Here is a 17,366-nt window from a genome sequence, read left to right on the forward strand (position 1 = left end):
ATCTCTCCTTTTTATATATTTATACTCGTAAGGGTATATTATATTAAGTGATTATATTGGTCAACTTTAACTAAGGTGATAACAATTACCGATTTTTCACTAATAGCTGTACAGCTTCTTTCACTAACACGTCCGTTTACTTTCCTTGCTGCAGGCTCTCCCTCACGCACTGTTCAAGATTGCTGCTCACGATTACTCCCATCGTGCGATCAATGGCGCTTCTTGCAGCAGATAATTGAGTCACAACGTCTCGGCAATCTTTTCCTTGCTCCATCATGCTAAGCACACCTTTTAGCTGTCCTTCGATTCGGCGCAGGCGATTTTTCATTTGTTGATCATACTCCATAATCGAATACTTCCTTCTTCCCTTTATTTTGACACTTACACGCTGCTAACTCATAGCTACGCACTTGAAAGCTTCTTTTTCGTAAAAACCGTACGCTTAAATTTAATTCCACTCTATCTCCGGCAATGACATGAACGCTACCTTATGGAATTTCTGAATAAAAACGTTTGAGATACGCATACGGAATAACTAAACCTATAGAATCATGAATTTCATGGTAATGGCGAATATCCACCACTGTTCGCCCAAGTTCTTTTGCTTCAGATTCATGCATGCACTGTATTCCTTTAACAGTATAATAACGCCTGTATGCACGAAATAAAATAGCAAGTAATAACACTGCTATATATAGCATAACAACTACCGCCTTGCTATCGAATTAATGTTGTTTACACGCTTTATATTATACCCCTATAGGTATATTGTCAAGCGAAGAAACTATATTTAATTTTGTTTATCTATATGGACGTTTTACCATGAACTAGTGCATTTTATACAGCTTAGAGATCGCAAATGTTTCACCTTAACCTGCTTTATTTTGTGTACCCCCTCCCCTATAAAGAAAACAAAGTTTGCTGCGCCATTCGCCGTCTACACATAAAAGGTCCATTCCCCGAGAAGAACTGGACCTTCTATGGTGAAAAACTGATTAGCTTTGATGATAAATATTATGCCATTGATTCCACGTACCGTGTGGATGCTGCTGGTGCCATTGATTCCAAGGCACATATGGATTTTGCTGGTGCCACTGATTCCACGTGCCGTGTGGATACTGCTGATGCCACTGATTCCAAGGTGTGTATGGATGTTGTTGATGCCATTGATTCCATGTACCGTGCGGATACTGTTTGTGCCACTGCTCCCAAGGTACGTGTGGATGTTGTTGATGCCATTGATTCCACGTGCCGTGCGGATGCTGATGATGCCATTGTTCCCATGGAACATAATGATGCTGTCCTTGATGCATGTTTCCTCAACTCCTTTTCCTTTGCCACATCATATGTTCATTCTTTGATTTAGAGCTTATCTTCTTTTAAATATGGGCGTTTTGATTTCTTATGTATTGATCTTGACAGTTATAAAAGAAGGTACGCTTTATATCTATATAGTTCAAGTGTAAATAGAAAGAACTGATTATTTTAATAGAGTAAAAGGCATTAAATTTCTGAACTTGGCACAAAAAAACACCCCCTCGTTCGAGAAGGTGTTTACTTATTAACCTACAATGTTGTAACCAGCGTCTACGTGTACGATTTCTCCCGTTACGCCGCGTGAAAGATGGCTCAGTAATACAACCGTCATGTCGCCCACTTCTGCTTGCGTTACGTTTCGTTTAAGAGGTGCTGTTTCTTCAACTTTGTGAAGAATTTGGTTAAAATCAGAAATGCCTTTCGCTGCAAGCGTACGAATTGGACCTGCTGAAATCGCATTTACGCGGATATTGTCTTTCCCTAAGTCTAATGCTAAGTATTTCACTGAAGACTCAAGCGCCGCTTTCGCTACGCCCATTACGTTATAGCCTTCAACTGCGCGCTCTGCACCAAGATAGCTCATCGCTACAAGAGAACCGCCTTCTGTCATAAGAGGTTTTACTGCTTTTGCTACCGCGATAAATGAATAAGCGCTTGTATCTTGAGCAAATGCATATCCGCTTCTTGATGTATTAATAAACTCGCCGTTTAAATCTTCTGAATGAGCAAACGCAACAGAGTGGATGACTCCATGAACTGTACCTGCTTCTTCTCCGATTTTTTTGAAAGCTGCTTCAATGCTTTCGTCGCTGTTTACGTCACATTCTGCGATTAATGTTGCTTGAATTTCATTTTTTTCTAGCAGCTTGTTCAATTTTCCTAGTGAACGTTCTTTACGGTATGTAAAAATTAAGTTTGCTCCTACTTGATGAAGGGCTTTTGCAACACCCCAAGCAATACTTCTGTCGTTGGCAACTCCCATAATAACAATGTTCTTGTTCTTTAATTGTAATAAATCTTCCATATTATCCTCCAAAAAAAATTAGTCATCGATGATGACTAATAGGTAATTGTATAGCTTTATTATAGCACAAAGATGCTCTTAGTTCCTAAAGGTCTTATGAATTATCCGTTTTTCATTTATAAATGACCTCTTATCTGTTCGAATTCTGCAGCCATGCTTGTGTCGTTTCAGCAAATTTTTTGGCTGCAGGTGAGAGATGATAACGAGTAGCTAGTCCAATTGAACGGTAGCTGTCCACTTGAAACGGAATCGCACGCAGCTCTGGTGGAAGAGAATCCAAAAGCATTTCAGGCAAAATGCTAATCCCTAAGTGATGCGTAATCATCGATAAAATAGCACTTTCATCCATTAATTCAAAGCGAATTTCAGGCTGAATGCCGCGTTCTTCAAACAATTGTTTGATATCATGATATCCGCCGTATGTCGGCATAATAAACGGTTCTTTCTCTAAATCTTCAAAGCGAACGGTTTTTTGATGGTATAAAGCACTTTGATTCGATACGACACACAGCAGCCGATCTTGTTTTAAAGAGATAATGTGGAATTGATTTGAATGCGTAATGTTAATAAAACCGCAGTCTATTTCTCCGCTTAACAGCCACTGTTCAATTTCAAGATAATCGCCTTCTTTAAGCTGAATTTGAATAGCCGGATAGTTTTTTTCCATCAGCTGAATAATTTCAGGAAGCCACTTGGTCGACACGCTTTTAAAAATCCCAATTTTAATCGTTCCTTTTGCTAGACCTAACAGACTGGCTGCTTCTTGATGGACTTTTTCATTTTCTTGCAGCACCTTGCGAATGGCAAGAAGCATCGCTTCGCCTTCTGTTGTTAAAGTAATACCTGATCTGTTTCGATTCACAAGCGAGAATCCAAACTCTGATTCAAGATTTGTAATGGCATGACTGACCGCTGACTGCGTGAGCGCCAGCAAATCTGCCGCTTTTGTAAAGCTTTTAACTTCAGCTACTTTGTTTAAGATTTCATATTTCACTAAGCTCATTTTATCCCCCTTAACATGAATTTAATTCAAGTTCATTATTATAAAGATTCATTTTATTAATATCAAATTCCTTTGTATACTGTGAGTACACCATTAAAAAACGGAGGGTTGAACGTGAGTTACCGTACACGAGCAAATATGATGATGGTTGGTGTGAATGTATTTTGGGGTATGTCGTATGTGTTTATGAAAATGGGGCTTAGTTCGCTTGGGTCATTTACCATTATTGCGCTTAGATGTTTGATTGCTTTTTTGATTGCCGGACTATTTTTCTATAAACCATTACGACAAATCACGCGCAAAACGATTTTGTCATCAGCAATTTTAGGCTTTTTACTGTTTTCTGTTTTTACATTTGTCACGTTTGGCGTCAGCATGACCTCTGCTTCAAATGCCGGATTTCTTGTCAGTTTAACGGTCATTTTTATTCCTTTGATTAACTGTTTGCTAGTGAAGAAGCTTCCTCCTTGGCCGATTGCACTTGGAGTTATCACTACCCTAACCGGTATAGGTGTTTTAACCTTAAAACAATCATTTCATATGAATGCCGGTGATTTACTCTGTATTGGAACTGCACTATGTTATGCCGTTCATATTACATTGACCGGCACGTTTACTAAAAACGAAAACCCAATTGCTCTCGGCATTCTACAGCTAGGATTTGCTGGATTATTTGCACTATTTTGCAGCTTTTTATTTGAACACCCTAGCATCCCAACTACCGTGTCATCGTGGATTGCGATTTTAGGTCTTGGCGTTCTTTGCAGCGCGATTGGATTCATTTGTCAAGCCATTGCGCAGCGCTACACAAGTCCTACTCACACAGGTCTTATTTTTGCAACAGAGCCTATTTTTGCCGCACTGTTTGCCGTTCTCTTTTTGCATGAACTGTTTACGCTTAAAGAATTGCTTGGTTCTATTATTGTGATTACGGGAATTTTAATTGCTCAGTTAGACGATTTACTTTTGAAAAAAAGAGTTCGCTATCAGGAGGCATCGCCAAAGTAAAAGCCGCTAGAATAATGACTCTAGCGGCTTTTGTTTCTAAATCAAACGAGTTTCTTTATGATCATAAGCGATTCGACCTATACCTTATATGTATAAAACTTTTTATCTACGTTCATCACCGGGAAATTCGCAGGCAGCTTGTCTTTCACTATATTTTGAAACCCATTTTTCTCATAAAATCGATGAGCAGCCCTATATTGTAATGTGGTTCCTAAGTATATTCTTTCCACTTCTTGCTCTTTTGCCCACGCGATGGCCGTATGCAATAAACGGTGAGCTGTTTTGAAGGTCGCTCCTCTATAAGGCTTTGCTACAAACATTTTCCGTAACGCTACTTGACGGCTGCCAATGTCTATTAAAGCTATGCTTCCTACTACTTTTTCGTTGCAAACAGCAACCCAGAAGTTTCCGTTGCCCTGTTGATAAAAGCTTTCGATTTCAAACAAATCAGGCTGATCTTTTTCCGTTATTGGAATTTGGTATTCTTGCTGCTGAATATGAAGAATTAAATCCACTACTTCTTGTTGATACTTGTTAGCATATGGCTTAATAATGATACTTTCACTCAAAACACTCCACCGCCCCGAATAAGTTTATTCCACTTTATTTTTAACTAACTTTAATATTGTACAACCTATGTTACCTGCAAAACCAATCACAGCACCTGAAAGAATCGATATCACACCTACAGCGATAAAATCGCCTCTAGTAGGCTGGAATAAATTCACAGAAAGCAACCCAAACATAAAAAGCATTGGAATAAGATAACTCAGCACCTTTTTCAACTTAGCACCTCTTTCCCCTATCTCCATAAACCTTGTAACCATTTTATCGCATATCAACTTCCTATTTAGTACAATCTTTATCTTTTTTCGTATCTTCATTAGAAAAATAAAGAAAAAAGTGCCTGTCTCTCGTTCCTTACTAATTGAGAGATGGGCACTTTTTTTATAAAACATGACTTGTTGCTTGTAAAAAGAACTGAGATTGTTCATAGTTGTACGTTACTTTTGAAAAGTCAAACGGCTGTCCGTTAGCTAAGTGAAAGAGTGTTTCAATAAATAATTTAGGATCGCCTTCTTTTAATCCTAAGTACTTCGCTTCTTCTCCATTCAGCTTGCCGACGTGAAGGTATAAGTCGGAAAAGCCAATTTTTAAGCCCAGTCCTTCTTTAATGTAATGAAAAATAGACTCCGAAACAATTTCATTATTTAAGTATGTAACGATGGATTTATCGTAAAACGATTCTTCTAGGCATAGCGTCTGGCCGTTAATGTACCGTACTCTCTTCACATAATACGCGTCGCTATCTTCTGCTATGTTTAAATTTAACGCTGCTTCTTGCGTAGGCTTTCGTACATCTAGCTCAATCACTTCCGATGTTAAATGAAAATCTTCAAGTTCACTTGTAAATCCTTGGTTAGAAAGCAACCCGATATATCCTTTTCGTTTATGACGACGGACAAAAATGCCGCTTCCCCTGACTTGAAAAACAACGCCTTTTTTCTCCAGCAGATCTAAGGCCTTTGTTACCGTACTTTTACTCGCCTTAAATTGTGCCATCAACGTTTCTAATACGGGCAGCTTGTCTCCTTGCTGAAGCTCGTGGTCTTCAATATAGTTTTCAATTTCAATTGCAATTTGTTGGTATTTGATCATAGCTATACCTCTTTACTGAATTTGTATCAAGAATGACATAATTATACCATAATCTAACTACAAGCTATTAACTTAAATTATTTATGTATTATTATTTTATTTGTGTATTGATAAATTGTATCGATACAATTATAATGTAAGCGTATACTCAACAAGGGGGTTAAACGTATGGGAGGTAAAATTAGAGATTATCACAAGCTTGCGGCAGACATTTTAGATGCGGTAGGCGGCGAAGAAAATATCGTGAGCGCTACACGCTGTGCCACGAGGCTGCGAATTGTGTTAAAGTGTTCGAATCCAGAAGCCAAACGCACGGTATCTTCTCTACCTGGTGTCATTACGGTTGTTGAAAACAGCGGACAGTTTCAAGTTGTTATTGGACAGCACGTAGGAGACGTTTATGAAGAGTTTGCTAGTTTAGTAAACTTGGATACCACAGAGGAGCAAGCTGAAAACAAAGGGACAGTCTTAAACCGTGTGATTGCTACAATGTCAGCGGTGTTCGCGCCGTTTGTATACATCTTAGCAGCAGCAGGAATTTTACAGGGCTCGTTAATTTTAATTAACTTAGTTTCTAGTAGCTTTGCAAAAACGGGTACGTATCAAGTATTGAGCTTCATTTCATGGGCACCATTTGTTTTTTTACCTATTTTTATTGCCATTACAGCATCCAAGCATTTTAAAACTAACACCTACATCGCAGTAGCGTGCTGTGCGGCATTAGTCAGTCCAACATGGGCAGAAATGGCGGCCAAAATTGCAGACGGAAGCAGCATTACGTTTTTAGGTCTTTCCCTATCCGAAACGGTTTATACTTCTTCTGTTTTACCGCCTTTATTTTTAGTATGGATTTTATCTTACCTTGAAAGGTTCCTAAATAAGCGCATTCATGAAGTGGTTAGACCGCTGTTTGTCCCATTTTTATGTATGGTAATTATGGTTCCTGTAACAATTTTACTCATTGGTCCTGTTACAACAATGGGAGCTAATGGAATCGCTCACGGCTATAACTTTTTAGCTGAAAATGTCCCTGCCTTAGCGGGAGCCATCATCGGCGGCTTCTGGCAGATTGTTGTTATCTTTGGGGTACATTGGGGAATTACACCGATGGTACTTGCCAACTTTGACTTAAACGGCAGAGATTCATTTCAAGCCTATCAAACAATTGCCGTAGTGGCTCAAGTCGGAGCAGTGCTTGGGGTTATTTTAAAAGCAAAAAGTCAAGAAGCACGCAAAGTGAGCGTCTCAGCTGGGATAACAGGATTATTTGGTATTACAGAACCAGCTATTTACGGCGTGAACCTACGTTTTAAAAAGCCGTTTATCTTTGGCTGCATTTCAGGCGCTATTGGTGCCGTTGTAGCAAGTTTCTTTCACCCGTATTACTTTGCTTACGCAGGATTGCCTGGACCGCTGACTGTTGTAAACGGTATCAGCCAAGACTACCCGATGTCGATCTGGGGAATTTTAATTGGATGTGCCATTGCGATTATTCTTCCAGTCGTGCTCATTCAACTGTTCGGTTACGGAGAAGATGCAGCAAAAGACGCAGCTACTTCTCCTATAGAAGAGGTAGCTGTAAGCAACCCGAACGAAAATGAAGAAACAATCAGCGCACCGTTTAGCGGGAAACTCATCCCTCTTTCCAACGTACCAGACGAAGTATTCAGCTCAGGCGCTATGGGAAAAGGATTAGCCATTGATCCTTCAGATAATAAGCTTTATGCACCTTTCGACGGAACGGTAGTCATGGTAGCACTAACCAAGCACGCCATTGGCCTTCGTTCAGAATACGGTGTTGAACTGCTTGTTCACATTGGATTAGATACGGTTACATTAGACGGCAAGCCGTTTACGCTGCATGTAGAAGACGGTACAAAGTTTAAAAAAGGCGATTTGCTTATTCAATTTGATAAAGAATTTATTGAAGCACAAGGATTAAGAACAATCACGCCGGTTATTATCACAAATTCAAGCGCTTATCGAGAAGTAATCGTTGAAGATGTTGAAAATAGCGGGCTGGATCAGACATTATTTACCGTAGTGAAATAAGGAGGAACTAACAATGACAAAAATGCCAAAGAATTTCTTATGGGGCGGCGCATTAGCAGCCCATCAATTTGAAGGCGGATGGAACCAAGGCGGAAAAGGACCGAGCGTAGTGGACGTCATGACTGCTGGTGCGCACGGCGTACCGCGGGAAATCACTGAAACAGTGGAAGGTGATAAATTTTACCCAAATCACGAAGCGATTGATTTTTATCACCGCTATAAAGAAGATATCGCGCTGTTTGCAGAAATGGGCTTAAAATGTTTGCGAACGTCTATCGGCTGGAGCCGTATTTTCCCTAAAGGCGATGAAGCTGAGCCAAACGAAGAAGGACTAAAATTCTACGACGATGTATTTGATGAACTATTAAAGCATGGAATTGAGCCGGTTATTACGCTTTCTCACTTTGAAATGCCCCTGCATTTAGCTCGAGAATACGGCGGATTCAGAAGCCGAAAAACAGTGGATTGCTTTGTGAAGTTCGCTGAAGTTTGCTTCGACCGTTATAAAGACAAAGTAACGTACTGGATGACATTTAATGAAATTAATAACAAAATGGATGTAAACAACCCTCTTTTCTTGTGGACGAACTCCGGCGTTTCTGTAAAACCGGGTGAAAACGCAAAAGAAGTGATGTATCAAGCAGGACATCATGAACTTCTGGCAAGCGCTCTTGCCGTATCAAAAGGAAAAGAAATTAATCCAAATTTCCAAATCGGAGCGATGGTATCACATGTACCAATTTATCCGTATTCCTCAAACCCTGAAGATGTAATGTTAGCGGAAGAAACAATGAGACAGCGCTACTTCTTCCCTGACGTTCAAGTTCGCGGCTATTACCCAAGCTATGCGTTAAAAGAGTTTGAACGAGAAGGCTATCATATTCCATTTGAAGAAGGCGACGAAGAAATTTTACGAAACGGAAAAGTGGACTATTTAGGCTTCAGCTATTACATGTCAACAACCGTTAAAAGCGACGTTGAAGCTGATAACACGGGTGATATCGTAAACGGCGGATTGCCAAACGGCGTAGCAAACCCTTATATCAAATCAAGCGATTGGGGCTGGTCTATTGATCCAACGGGCTTGCGCTATACGTTAAATCGCTTCTACGACCGCTATCAAATTCCGTTGTTCATCGTAGAAAACGGATTTGGCGCCATTGATACGGTTGAAGAAGATGGTTCCATTCATGACGCATCGCGAATTGAATATTTAAAATCGCACATCGAAGCGTTAGAAAAATCCGTGACGTACGATGGTGTTGATTTAATGGGCTATACGCCGTGGGGAATTATTGATATTGTTTCCTTTACAACAGGCGAAATGAAAAAGCGATACGGCATGATTTATGTGGACCGTGATAACGAAGGAAACGGATCGATGAAGCGCTCCAAAAAAGATTCCTTTAACTGGTACAAACATGTGATTGAAACAAACGGTGAAGAACTATAAGAAATCAGAAAAGCCGGGTTCCTGCGTGAAGACACAGGAACCCGGCTTTTTTAGAAACGTGTAAAAATAAATGCAAATACCTTATCTTGGTTTATCTACTAGCTGTGTTTGAGCAATTTCTGTTTGCTTAATTCCCGCTCGTTGAATTTCATCAGCAAACGATTCATGTTTCAGCGTTTTGATTATCTTTTCGCTTCCATCCCGAAGAGTATACACTCTAAATTCATACATACTCTGCCCTCTCCTTTAAGATATGATTGATGCGATACATTAGATGCGCTCCTGTTAAAAGCAACCTATAGAGGTAACTAACTTTTTTACTCTTATTTACTTTACCCACTTCTTTTAAGAACTAGACACAGAGATTCAATCACGTTCTTGAATATACAAAAAGCCTTTGCGGCAAGCAAAGACTTTTATCGATGAAATGTTATTGTTCAAAGATCGTTCCTTTTTTAAATTTTGAATGTTTAAAAGTAAACTTTGTCAAAAGAATATACGCGACTCCTGTAACTACCACTCCTATAATCCAACCTAAATCGACTTTGATAAACGCAGCACCTGCACCGATGAGCATGGCAAGCAAGGCACATGGATTATAACCGGAAAACGACCCTTTTTCTTGATACAGTTCCTCTACATTTACCCTTTGTTTCCGTAAAATATAGTAATCAACCAATAAAATAGAAACAATCGGACCTAAAAAAGCTGAGTAAATCAAAATGAACAACCCAAGACCTGCAGCTGATGAATCTTGAACAAGCACCCAAGGGAATGAACAAAAGGCAAGCAGTCCGGTAATGGTAACCGCTACTTTATAATTTGCTTTTGTCAGCAGCGTGATAACATACGTAGGCGGAATAATATTCGCTACCATATTTACAGCAATAACGCCCATTACAATAAAAGCTGATACAGCAACAGTGATATACGAATTATCCACTACAACCGCGAATGCTTTGACAGGATTGGAAATACCCGTAGCAGAAGCAAGCATTACCCCAATTGTAAGAACGAAGCCGTAGGCTACCAAAATAGGTGTAAAATATAAAAATCCGCGCTTTGTATCGCTAATTCCCGGCTTCAGTTCTCTAGAGTAATCGGCTGCGCTTAGAAAAATCGCTGCATAATTCCCCATAAACATCATAATGAAAGAAAAGAACGGCAGTCCCCATGACCCTTTTGTATGTACCCACTTCTCTGCTACTACCTCACTATGAGAAGTTAAAAGAACACCAAATACATACACAAGACCAAGCAATATGATGATAGAAGCGAGCATCTCTACCCATTTAACCGCATGGAAGCTGTACAGTGATAGTACAATTTGCAGCAGCTGAATGATAATAAAGCAAAGAACAAGATTGTCAAACGACCCTTTGCTCACAATTTTTCCAATTTCGTTTAAAGCTGTACCGCCTGTCCAGCTTTGAAAACCATACCAAATGATAGCTGGAATACCTCGTAACAGAGACGATATAACGGATCCTCTTACTCCAAACGACATTCGAAGCTGCATTACATATGGTATGCCCGTCTTGTAGCCAATTCGATCGTTTAACACAAAAAAAGTAGAAATAATACCAATCGCAATAATCGCCGCCACAAATGTTTGAAAAAGATTTAATACAGCCGTACCTGCGATTACCAAGCTAGCACCAAGCGTCATATTTCCTAAATTAACGCCGTCTCCAATCCACATAAACATATAAGAGACGGGAGTTAGCTTTCGATCACTTTCCGCTTTTGGCTTCAGTGACGGATCAAAGCCTGTATCTTGATAAACATGCACCTCTTCTATAACAGAACTTGTTGCATTTGTAGACACTATACACTCAACTCCTTATTTATGATATTTCCACGTTAAAACCTAACACTTAATGTAAGTTAACTTAACATGTACATAGTGTATACGAATTCCGCTGCAAGTTCATCATAATTAATGTGAATTTTCTGATATTAATTTGTGCGATTTAACTAATTTTAAGAGTCTTCCATTCATCATGGCGGAGAATAAAAGAGTTGATAGCAACAAAAAAATCCAAGCACTTAGAATAAGCGCTTGGATAAATCAGCTAGTATTTACTTTTTACATTTATACTACTATTATCCATTTTTACTTTCTATTTACGAGTGACTTTTAGAGCCTTTACTGCTTGTTTAGCTGCTTCTGCAATCAGTTTATCATTATACTCCGCGTCTTTTTCCGCGCGATTAGAAAGGATCGCTAGAACAATTGGATCTCCGTTTGGCGGCCACAGGATGGCAATATCATTTCGTGTCGCGTATGAGCCTGCGCCTGTCTTATCCGCTACTTCCCAGCTTTTCGGCACACCAGCTCGTATTAACGCATCACCTGTTGTATTTCGCTTCATCCAATCCGTTAGAAGTTCACGTTTTTCTGCAGGAAGTACCTGTCCAAGTACATATGTTTGAAGACTTGTAGCTAATGCTCTTGGTGTACTTGTATCGTGGATTTCTCCTGGATTCACTTCATTTAAATCAGGTTCGAATCGCTCAGGCAGCGTCACATCATCTCCTATTTTTTCTAAAGCTTCTTTAAATCCGTCCGGTCCTCCCAGCTGCTGCAGAATCAAATTCCCTGCCGTATTGTCACTGTAGCGAAGCGATGCATCCGCGAGTTCTCCAAGCGTCATGCCTGTATCAACATATTTTTCTGTGATTGGATTGTAGTTCACAAGGTCATCACGCGTATAAAAAATTCGCTCGTTAAGATCTTCAATTGACTTTTGCTGTAAAAGTGCACCGACAGCCAGAGCCTTATGAGTAGACGCATAAGCAAAACGCTCGTCCGAGTGATACGTTACCGTTTTATTTGTGCCAGTATCTAAAGCAAAAACACCAAGGTTAGCATCATATTTTTCTTCAAGCTTAGCAAACTCTCGATCACTCATAGTTTCTTGTTTTTTACATTTCATCGTTTCAGCCTGTACCCCGCTGCTTGAAAAGCCTACAACCGCCGCGCAAGACAGAAGGAATGCGGGCATCATTTTTTTGAGCTTTGAGGTACGCAACATGTTTTTCCATACTTTCATTACCAGCCAACACCTTTCAAAAAATATTTAGTATGTATTCTCTTAGGTAGAGATTACCAACAATGCTATTTTATCAATTGTTTACATATATAAACATGATAGTTTTATCACATTTATATAATAAAAGTGTCTAACAATGAAGACGACTAGCATGAAAACGGTAAATATGTTTAAAAAACAGGCGGCGTAACGGAAAATAAAATAACGGCTTTCTCATCAAACGTATTTTCCCATTTGTGCTTCAGATGTGAAGGGATCTTGACGCTGTCTCCTTTTTCTAACACGTATACTTCCTCTTCCAAATACACTTTAATTTTCCCTTCCAAGACGTACGCTACTTCTTCCCCTTTATGTGCTAAAGGAAATTCTGATGAAGCCATCATCGGTGGTACTTCCATAATCGCTGTAGCTAGATTTCCCGTAAAGTCCGGTGATAATAATGAATACGTTAACTCTTTTATCTTCATCGTTTTACGCTCAGTCGACCGTACAACTAAATGAGATGTATTTATTTCTTCAAGCAAAAAGCTAAAAGTAGGAACGTCGAGGCATTTAGCTAAAATTTTCAGCGTTGAAATAGACGGGTTAGCTAATCCACGTTCAATTTGACTTAACATAGACGGCGTGATATTTGCCAATTTTGCTAATTCTCGACTGCTTAGTCCCTTTTCTTTTCGAAATTTCTCTACTTTTTTTCCAATATTTATATTTTCCATTATGATTCCTCCATAAGGGTATTTAATTGTATTTAATTTTATTAAATAATAATTAATAAATTGAGTTAATTATGTTAAATTATATTTAATAAATAAAATGTAGTTTGATTTTATCACAGCAAGGAGGAAGAAAAAAATGAATGACATCTTGACCTTTTTGGTTCTCACATTATTTGTTATTATGAGCCCTGGTATCGATACTGCTCTTATCACCAAACGAACGATGGCAGATGGACAAACGGGCGGCTATAAAATGGCATTAGGATTGGCAAGCGGCTCTTTAGTTCATACACTTGCCGCCGCGTTTGGCTTGTCTGCTCTTCTCCTTCAGTCAGCCCTTGCATTTGAAACGGTAAAATACGCAGGAGCCCTCTACTTAATGTACTTAGGAATCTCTGCTTTACTTTCTAAAAAAAGCGATACAGTTTCTTCTGCAAAAGAGGAAAAATCAAAAGAAACATCCGCTTTTCGTCAGGGTCTTGTCTCAAACATCCTTAACCCAAAAGTGGCGGTGTTTTTCTTAACTTTTTTACCTCAATTTGTTCAAACTGATCAAAATGTAACGATTCAATTACTTCTTATGGGTATGGCGTATACAATTTTTGCTATAACGTGGTTTTTCGTATTCGTCTTTTTTATAAACTATTTACGAAAATGGCTCACAACCCCTAGCGTTCAGCGCTTTATGGATAAAGCAACAGGAGTCGTTTTAATCGGGTTTGGATTAAAGCTCGCTTTTGAAAAACATAAATAACAAAAGTATTTTAGTTGAAGGAAGTTCCGAACGAGTTTGATTCTTAATGGAGAATCAAACTCGTTCGGATTTTTTTATTGGTAGGGTAAATGTAGGTACTTCTAGCTGTTGATTAGAGAGCAAGACGAAGACTCCTACGGGAAAAGCGGAAGTGGTGAGACCCCGCAGGAGCGCAAGCGACGAGGAGGCTCACCGGCTGCCCGCGGAAAGCGAAGTCTTGCCCGGAAATCAACAGCGGTGTCACAAGCGATTCATACTAGATCATTTATCTCATTTGTTCGTCTGTAGTTTGGATGGGTTTCATTCTGCCTCAATTTCGTTTGTTATTTATGCAAGTCAGGTTCATACAGATAGAGTTTAAGATCAAGTTTTCCTTCCGAAGAAACGAGTATTCCTTCCGCTTCAAGGGAAAGTTTTTGAACAAGATGCATTTCTTCGTCTTTCAATCCAATTTCTCCTTTGGAATTAATGACTCGGTGCCAAGGCAGTTTGTGTTTTTTACTCATCGAGTGCAAAACTCTTACAACTTGTCTTGCACCTCGCGGACTTCCAGCCAAGCAGGCAATTTGTCCATATGTCATTACTTTTCCACGGGGGATTTGTTTAATGATAGCTACTGCTCGTTCTGTAAAACTCACGTCATCTCTCCTTTTTTCTCTTCTTTAGTACAACATTACCATAATCAATAAACAATGAAGTAATCACTCGATTTTTCTTCAGCGACATTATAAGATAATATATAAGCAGTACGTTCATCATTGTTCAATATACCTCGGATAAATGCTTGCTGATCATTTCCTATTCTTCAACTAACAAATCTTTGTGCGAGTGGCAGCTTATACCTCATTTATGACACTGTGATTATAAAAACGTTACAGAAATCAACACAGCAAGGTACTTAGAAGCATTACATGATAAGATAAAAAGTAGATACTAGTATGATTTCAAATTGATGCTGACGAATAAGTAATCATTTAAAAAGTGGTGAGAAAATGACAAAATGGCTTAGTGTAAAAGAGTTATCTGAAGAAACGAATATTTCTACTTCAACCATCAGAAGATATATAGATAAATTCCAATATTTCTTTATACAAAGAGAAGATCATCGACCAAAACAATACGAAGCTGCGGCTACGACCGTTTTACTGAAAATCAAGCAGCTTTATGATGATGGCTATCAAGCAGAAAACATCTATGAATCGCTGCAAAAAGAATTCTCTTTAACTATAAGCAAAGACCAGGCTGCTGTTTCTCTAGAAGCAGATGAAGACACAGCAGAAGAAGCCGACCAGCAGCAGACATCTCCCGAACTTCCTACACAGCCTGCACCCCAACAAGAGCCTGATACCAAACAAATTCTTCAGGAAAAAGATAAGCAGCTTATTCAATCCTTGCGTAAAAGCTTGCGTGAACAGCAGGCCATTTCAGAATTAGTAGAAGCTTCAAAAGAAAGCAGCGTAGTAGGTAAAAAACGATCGATTTTAAAAAGGTTATTTAAAAGAAAAAAGCACTAGGTTTGTAAACAAGCCTAGACTATGAAACACCTTTATTTCTGGTCATTAAATTTATGTAAAACAAATTTTCTGAACTGTTTAGCAGCCGGTGATAGATATCTTCCTTCAATCCATGCTAGTCCAATTACTCGGTGGCAATTGGCTTTAGCTAATGAGATTTTCACTATTTTACTTTGATCTATTCCGTGTAAATCTGGAAGAATAGAAATTCCTAAGCCGGCTCCTACAAGTCCTGCTACGGTATCAGCTTCTTCTCCTTCAAACATGATGTTAGGCATTCTCCCCGTCTCTTCAAATAACTGCTCAAAAGTGAGACGAAGGGAAAAACCTTCTTTTAAGTGAATAAACGATTCCTCGGCAATTTCTTCTAGTGCGATACTTTTACGATCAGCATACCGATGATTTTTCGGCACAATCACAAACAGCTCTTCACTCCAAAGATGCTGCCACTTAATGAACGATTTCTCTTCCATTGGCGCAATCAAACAAAGATCTAGTTCGCCCAGCTGCAGCTGCTCAAGAAGAACGTGAGAAGGGCTTTGTCTCAGCTGAAAATTCACCTTAGGATATGCACAGCGGAACGAAGCAATTAAATCTGGAATCAAATCTGTGCTGAGCGTATGTAAGAATCCAAGTGACACCTGCCCTTTTTCAGGATCTAGCAGCGCCTGAATCTCCTCTTGTCCTTTATTAAATTCTTTCATCATATTATCTACACGCTTCAAAAAAACTTTACCATATTGATTTAATCGAATGGAACGCCCTTGCCGATCAAATAACGGCGCCCCTACTTCCTCTTCAAAACGAGCGATTGAACGACTGAGCGCAGGCTGAGTAATTAATAGCTCTTCTGCTGCGCGCGTCATATGCTGCGTACGTGCTAGCGTTTGAAAATATTTAAACTGCTGCCATTCCACTTCGTACCATCTCCTTATCAAGCTACTTCACTCATTACACAGATACATAGAAAATGTAATTATAATAAATTATACATTATAAATAGAGGATGCTGCTATTGAGCGGCGATGTTGATGTTGCGTTTATGGTCTGGCCAAAATTAGAAGCAGATAATTACATTCATCATCAGTGGCATAAAGAAGAAATTGTTTTAATTACAAGCCCAGATAAAAATCAGCACTTTGACGATTATAAAACCAATGGAACTACTGACTTCTTTATAACAAACGAAGAGGGATGCAGTTATCGTTCGATGTTTGAAAAATATTTGGCTGCTCATAAACTACCTAAATTTCAAACAATGGAGCTATGGAGTTTAGAAGCAATCAAACAGTCGGTAATGAGCGGATTAGGATTTTCTGTACTCCCTTATATCACCGTAAAAAATGAGGTTGAAAAAGGGTTATTGAATATTCTTGAACACAATGAACAATTTGAGCCTTTCTACTCGCATCTACTCGTCAAGGCAAAAAAGTGGCAATCTCCTGCTGTTGAAAAATTTATCGAGCTAACCCTACAGTCTGTATAGACAAGGACTCGATAAAAATAAATTAAATTTGTTTTGCATGCAAAACTGCCCCTCTAGTTATCAGACATTATAATTAGAGGGACAGTTTTTTTATCTCATAGCACATACTCGAAACCAAGTTAAAAGTGGTAGATTTCTAGATTAATACAAGCCGTTTTCATATAACGATACCGCGAAACTAACTGATGCCAATCCATTACCTAAGTGTACTGTATACTTGCTAACAATAGCGCTCGTGTTAGCTACAAATGTATCATAGCAAGGCTATTTTCATTAAACACCTCAATGTAAAACGCATTTTTTCTTGTATGTACCCCTTTAAAG

19 protein-coding genes and 2 pseudogenes are annotated in these 17,366 nt (G+C 39.0%); 7 read left to right on the plus strand and 14 right to left on the minus strand.

All coding sequences use genetic code 11. From position 1 onward, the window contains the following. Positions 1–136 precede the first annotated feature (136 nt). From ACLHDF_RS01110 to ACLHDF_RS01130, 5 genes and pseudogenes are all read right to left on the minus strand, one after another. A complete protein-coding gene (locus ACLHDF_RS01110) occupies positions 137–346 on the minus strand; it encodes a metal-sensitive transcriptional regulator (protein ID WP_413917211.1) in 210 nt (69 codons plus the stop codon). After that, a pseudogene (locus ACLHDF_RS01115) lies at positions 336–701 on the minus strand (sulfurtransferase). Before ACLHDF_RS01115 ends, ACLHDF_RS01110 begins: the two are co-directional and overlap by 11 nt. Positions 702–995: 294 nt before the next feature. Beyond that, complete coding sequence (locus tag ACLHDF_RS01120; RefSeq protein WP_413917212.1) at positions 996–1,313, minus strand: hypothetical protein; 318 nt, start codon at positions 1,311–1,313, stop codon at positions 996–998. Positions 1,314–1,561: 248 nt separating this feature from the next. After that, complete coding sequence (gene fabI, locus ACLHDF_RS01125; RefSeq protein ID WP_413917213.1) at positions 1,562–2,341, minus strand: enoyl-ACP reductase FabI; 780 nt, start codon at positions 2,339–2,341, stop codon at positions 1,562–1,564. Positions 2,342–2,471: 130 nt separating this feature from the next. Next, positions 2,472–3,344: a LysR family transcriptional regulator gene (locus ACLHDF_RS01130; protein ID WP_413917214.1), complete on the minus strand. Its 873-nt coding sequence runs from the start codon at positions 3,342–3,344 to the stop codon at positions 2,472–2,474. 114 nt (positions 3,345–3,458) lie between these two features. On the opposite strand from ACLHDF_RS01130, the gene ACLHDF_RS01135 reads away from it, so the two are divergent. Further along, positions 3,459–4,352 (plus strand): DMT family transporter, encoded by an 894-nt coding sequence (locus ACLHDF_RS01135; RefSeq protein ID WP_413917215.1) that lies wholly within the window; start codon positions 3,459–3,461, stop codon positions 4,350–4,352. A gap of 77 nt (positions 4,353–4,429) precedes the next feature. Here ACLHDF_RS01135 and ACLHDF_RS01140 read toward each other — a convergent pair whose 3' ends face one another. From ACLHDF_RS01140 to ACLHDF_RS01150, 3 genes are all read right to left on the minus strand, one after another. Continuing rightward, positions 4,430–4,921: a GNAT family N-acetyltransferase gene (locus tag ACLHDF_RS01140; protein ID WP_413917216.1), complete on the minus strand. Its 492-nt coding sequence runs from the start codon at positions 4,919–4,921 to the stop codon at positions 4,430–4,432. 24 nt (positions 4,922–4,945) lie between these two features. Beyond that, positions 4,946–5,128, minus strand: a complete 183-nt coding sequence (locus ACLHDF_RS01145; RefSeq protein WP_413918239.1) for a hypothetical protein — start codon at positions 5,126–5,128, stop codon at positions 4,946–4,948. Positions 5,129–5,300: 172 nt separating this feature from the next. Then, on the minus strand, positions 5,301–6,011 hold the full coding sequence (locus tag ACLHDF_RS01150) for a GntR family transcriptional regulator (protein WP_413917217.1): 711 nt from the start codon (positions 6,009–6,011) through the stop codon (positions 5,301–5,303). 168 nt (positions 6,012–6,179) lie between these two features. Here ACLHDF_RS01150 and ACLHDF_RS01155 point away from each other — a divergent pair, with 168 nt between their 5' ends. Both ACLHDF_RS01155 and bglA read left to right on the plus strand, forming a co-directional pair. Further along, positions 6,180–8,063 (plus strand): beta-glucoside-specific PTS transporter subunit IIABC, encoded by a 1,884-nt coding sequence (locus tag ACLHDF_RS01155; protein ID WP_413917218.1) that lies wholly within the window; start codon positions 6,180–6,182, stop codon positions 8,061–8,063. A 13-nt stretch (positions 8,064–8,076) separates the two neighbouring features. Next, positions 8,077–9,516 carry a 6-phospho-beta-glucosidase BglA gene (gene bglA, locus ACLHDF_RS01160; protein ID WP_413917219.1) on the plus strand — a complete coding sequence of 480 codons (1,440 nt, stop codon included), beginning with the start codon at positions 8,077–8,079 and terminating at the stop codon, positions 9,514–9,516. 81 nt (positions 9,517–9,597) lie between these two features. On the opposite strand, the gene ACLHDF_RS01165 is transcribed toward bglA, so the two are convergent. The 4 genes from ACLHDF_RS01165 to ACLHDF_RS01180 all read right to left on the minus strand — a co-directional run bounded on the left by ACLHDF_RS01165 (position 9,598) and on the right by ACLHDF_RS01180 (position 13,288). Beyond that, positions 9,598–9,747: a hypothetical protein gene (locus tag ACLHDF_RS01165; RefSeq protein ID WP_014459151.1), complete on the minus strand. Its 150-nt coding sequence runs from the start codon at positions 9,745–9,747 to the stop codon at positions 9,598–9,600. Positions 9,748–9,946: 199 nt separating this feature from the next. Further along, positions 9,947–11,344, minus strand: a complete 1,398-nt coding sequence (locus ACLHDF_RS01170) for an NCS1 family transporter (protein ID WP_413917220.1) — start codon at positions 11,342–11,344, stop codon at positions 9,947–9,949. A 295-nt stretch (positions 11,345–11,639) separates the two neighbouring features. Further along, entirely contained in the window at positions 11,640–12,572 is a 933-nt protein-coding gene (gene bla / locus ACLHDF_RS01175) for a class A beta-lactamase (protein WP_413917221.1), read from the minus strand. Between the two features lie 170 nt (positions 12,573–12,742). Continuing rightward, the gene (locus tag ACLHDF_RS01180; protein ID WP_413917222.1) at positions 12,743–13,288 is read right to left on the minus strand and encodes a cupin domain-containing protein; all 546 of its coding nucleotides are present in this window, start codon (positions 13,286–13,288) and stop codon (positions 12,743–12,745) included. A gap of 136 nt (positions 13,289–13,424) precedes the next feature. Between ACLHDF_RS01180 and ACLHDF_RS01185 the strand changes: the two genes are divergently transcribed. Beyond that, complete coding sequence (locus ACLHDF_RS01185) at positions 13,425–14,042, plus strand: LysE family translocator (RefSeq protein WP_413917223.1); 618 nt, start codon at positions 13,425–13,427, stop codon at positions 14,040–14,042. A gap of 108 nt (positions 14,043–14,150) precedes the next feature. Beyond that, positions 14,151–14,330 (plus strand): hypothetical protein, encoded by a 180-nt coding sequence (locus tag ACLHDF_RS01190; protein WP_413917224.1) that lies wholly within the window; start codon positions 14,151–14,153, stop codon positions 14,328–14,330. Positions 14,331–14,365: 35 nt separating this feature from the next. Here the strand turns inward: ACLHDF_RS01190 and ACLHDF_RS01195 are convergent, their stop codons facing one another. After that, complete coding sequence (locus ACLHDF_RS01195) at positions 14,366–14,680, minus strand: MGMT family protein (RefSeq protein WP_413917225.1); 315 nt, start codon at positions 14,678–14,680, stop codon at positions 14,366–14,368. A 354-nt stretch (positions 14,681–15,034) separates the two neighbouring features. Here ACLHDF_RS01195 and ACLHDF_RS01200 point away from each other — a divergent pair, with 354 nt between their 5' ends. Then, positions 15,035–15,556, plus strand: coding sequence for a MerR family transcriptional regulator (locus ACLHDF_RS01200; RefSeq protein WP_413917226.1), 522 nt, complete (start codon positions 15,035–15,037; stop codon positions 15,554–15,556). Between the two features lie 32 nt (positions 15,557–15,588). On the opposite strand, the gene ACLHDF_RS01205 is transcribed toward ACLHDF_RS01200, so the two are convergent. After that, positions 15,589–16,473: a LysR family transcriptional regulator gene (locus ACLHDF_RS01205; protein ID WP_413917227.1), complete on the minus strand. Its 885-nt coding sequence runs from the start codon at positions 16,471–16,473 to the stop codon at positions 15,589–15,591. 95 nt (positions 16,474–16,568) lie between these two features. On the opposite strand from ACLHDF_RS01205, the pseudogene ACLHDF_RS01210 reads away from it, so the two are divergent. After that, a pseudogene (locus tag ACLHDF_RS01210) lies at positions 16,569–17,042 on the plus strand (LysR substrate-binding domain-containing protein); the annotation flags it as partial. Positions 17,043–17,366: the final 324 nt, after the last annotated feature.

This window comes from Priestia megaterium (assembly GCF_046599315.1).
In the GTDB taxonomy this organism is placed as follows: Bacteria; Bacillota; Bacilli; order Bacillales; family Bacillaceae_H; genus Priestia; species Priestia megaterium_F.

Excerpts from the sequence above, each read along its gene's own strand:
- ACLHDF_RS01110 (WP_413917211.1), bottom strand. The coding sequence starts at position 346 with ATGGAGTATGATCAACAAATGAAAAATCGCCTGCGCCGAATCGAAGGA.
- ACLHDF_RS01120 (WP_413917212.1), bottom strand. The coding sequence starts at position 1,313 with ATGCATCAAGGACAGCATCATTATGTTCCATGGGAACAATGGCATCAT.
- fabI (WP_413917213.1), bottom strand. The coding sequence starts at position 2,341 with ATGGAAGATTTATTACAATTAAAGAACAAGAACATTGTTATTATGGGA.
- ACLHDF_RS01130 (WP_413917214.1), bottom strand. The coding sequence starts at position 3,344 with ATGAGCTTAGTGAAATATGAAATCTTAAACAAAGTAGCTGAAGTTAAA.
- ACLHDF_RS01150 (WP_413917217.1), bottom strand. The coding sequence starts at position 6,011 with ATGATCAAATACCAACAAATTGCAATTGAAATTGAAAACTATATTGAA.
- ACLHDF_RS01155 (WP_413917218.1), top strand. The coding sequence starts at position 6,180 with ATGGGAGGTAAAATTAGAGATTATCACAAGCTTGCGGCAGACATTTTA.
- bglA (WP_413917219.1), top strand. The coding sequence starts at position 8,077 with ATGACAAAAATGCCAAAGAATTTCTTATGGGGCGGCGCATTAGCAGCC.
- ACLHDF_RS01165 (WP_014459151.1), bottom strand. The coding sequence starts at position 9,747 with ATGTATGAATTTAGAGTGTATACTCTTCGGGATGGAAGCGAAAAGATA.
- bla (WP_413917221.1), bottom strand. The coding sequence starts at position 12,572 with ATGAAAGTATGGAAAAACATGTTGCGTACCTCAAAGCTCAAAAAAATG.
- ACLHDF_RS01180 (WP_413917222.1), bottom strand. The coding sequence starts at position 13,288 with ATGGAAAATATAAATATTGGAAAAAAAGTAGAGAAATTTCGAAAAGAA.
- ACLHDF_RS01185 (WP_413917223.1), top strand. The coding sequence starts at position 13,425 with ATGAATGACATCTTGACCTTTTTGGTTCTCACATTATTTGTTATTATG.
- ACLHDF_RS01200 (WP_413917226.1), top strand. The coding sequence starts at position 15,035 with ATGACAAAATGGCTTAGTGTAAAAGAGTTATCTGAAGAAACGAATATT.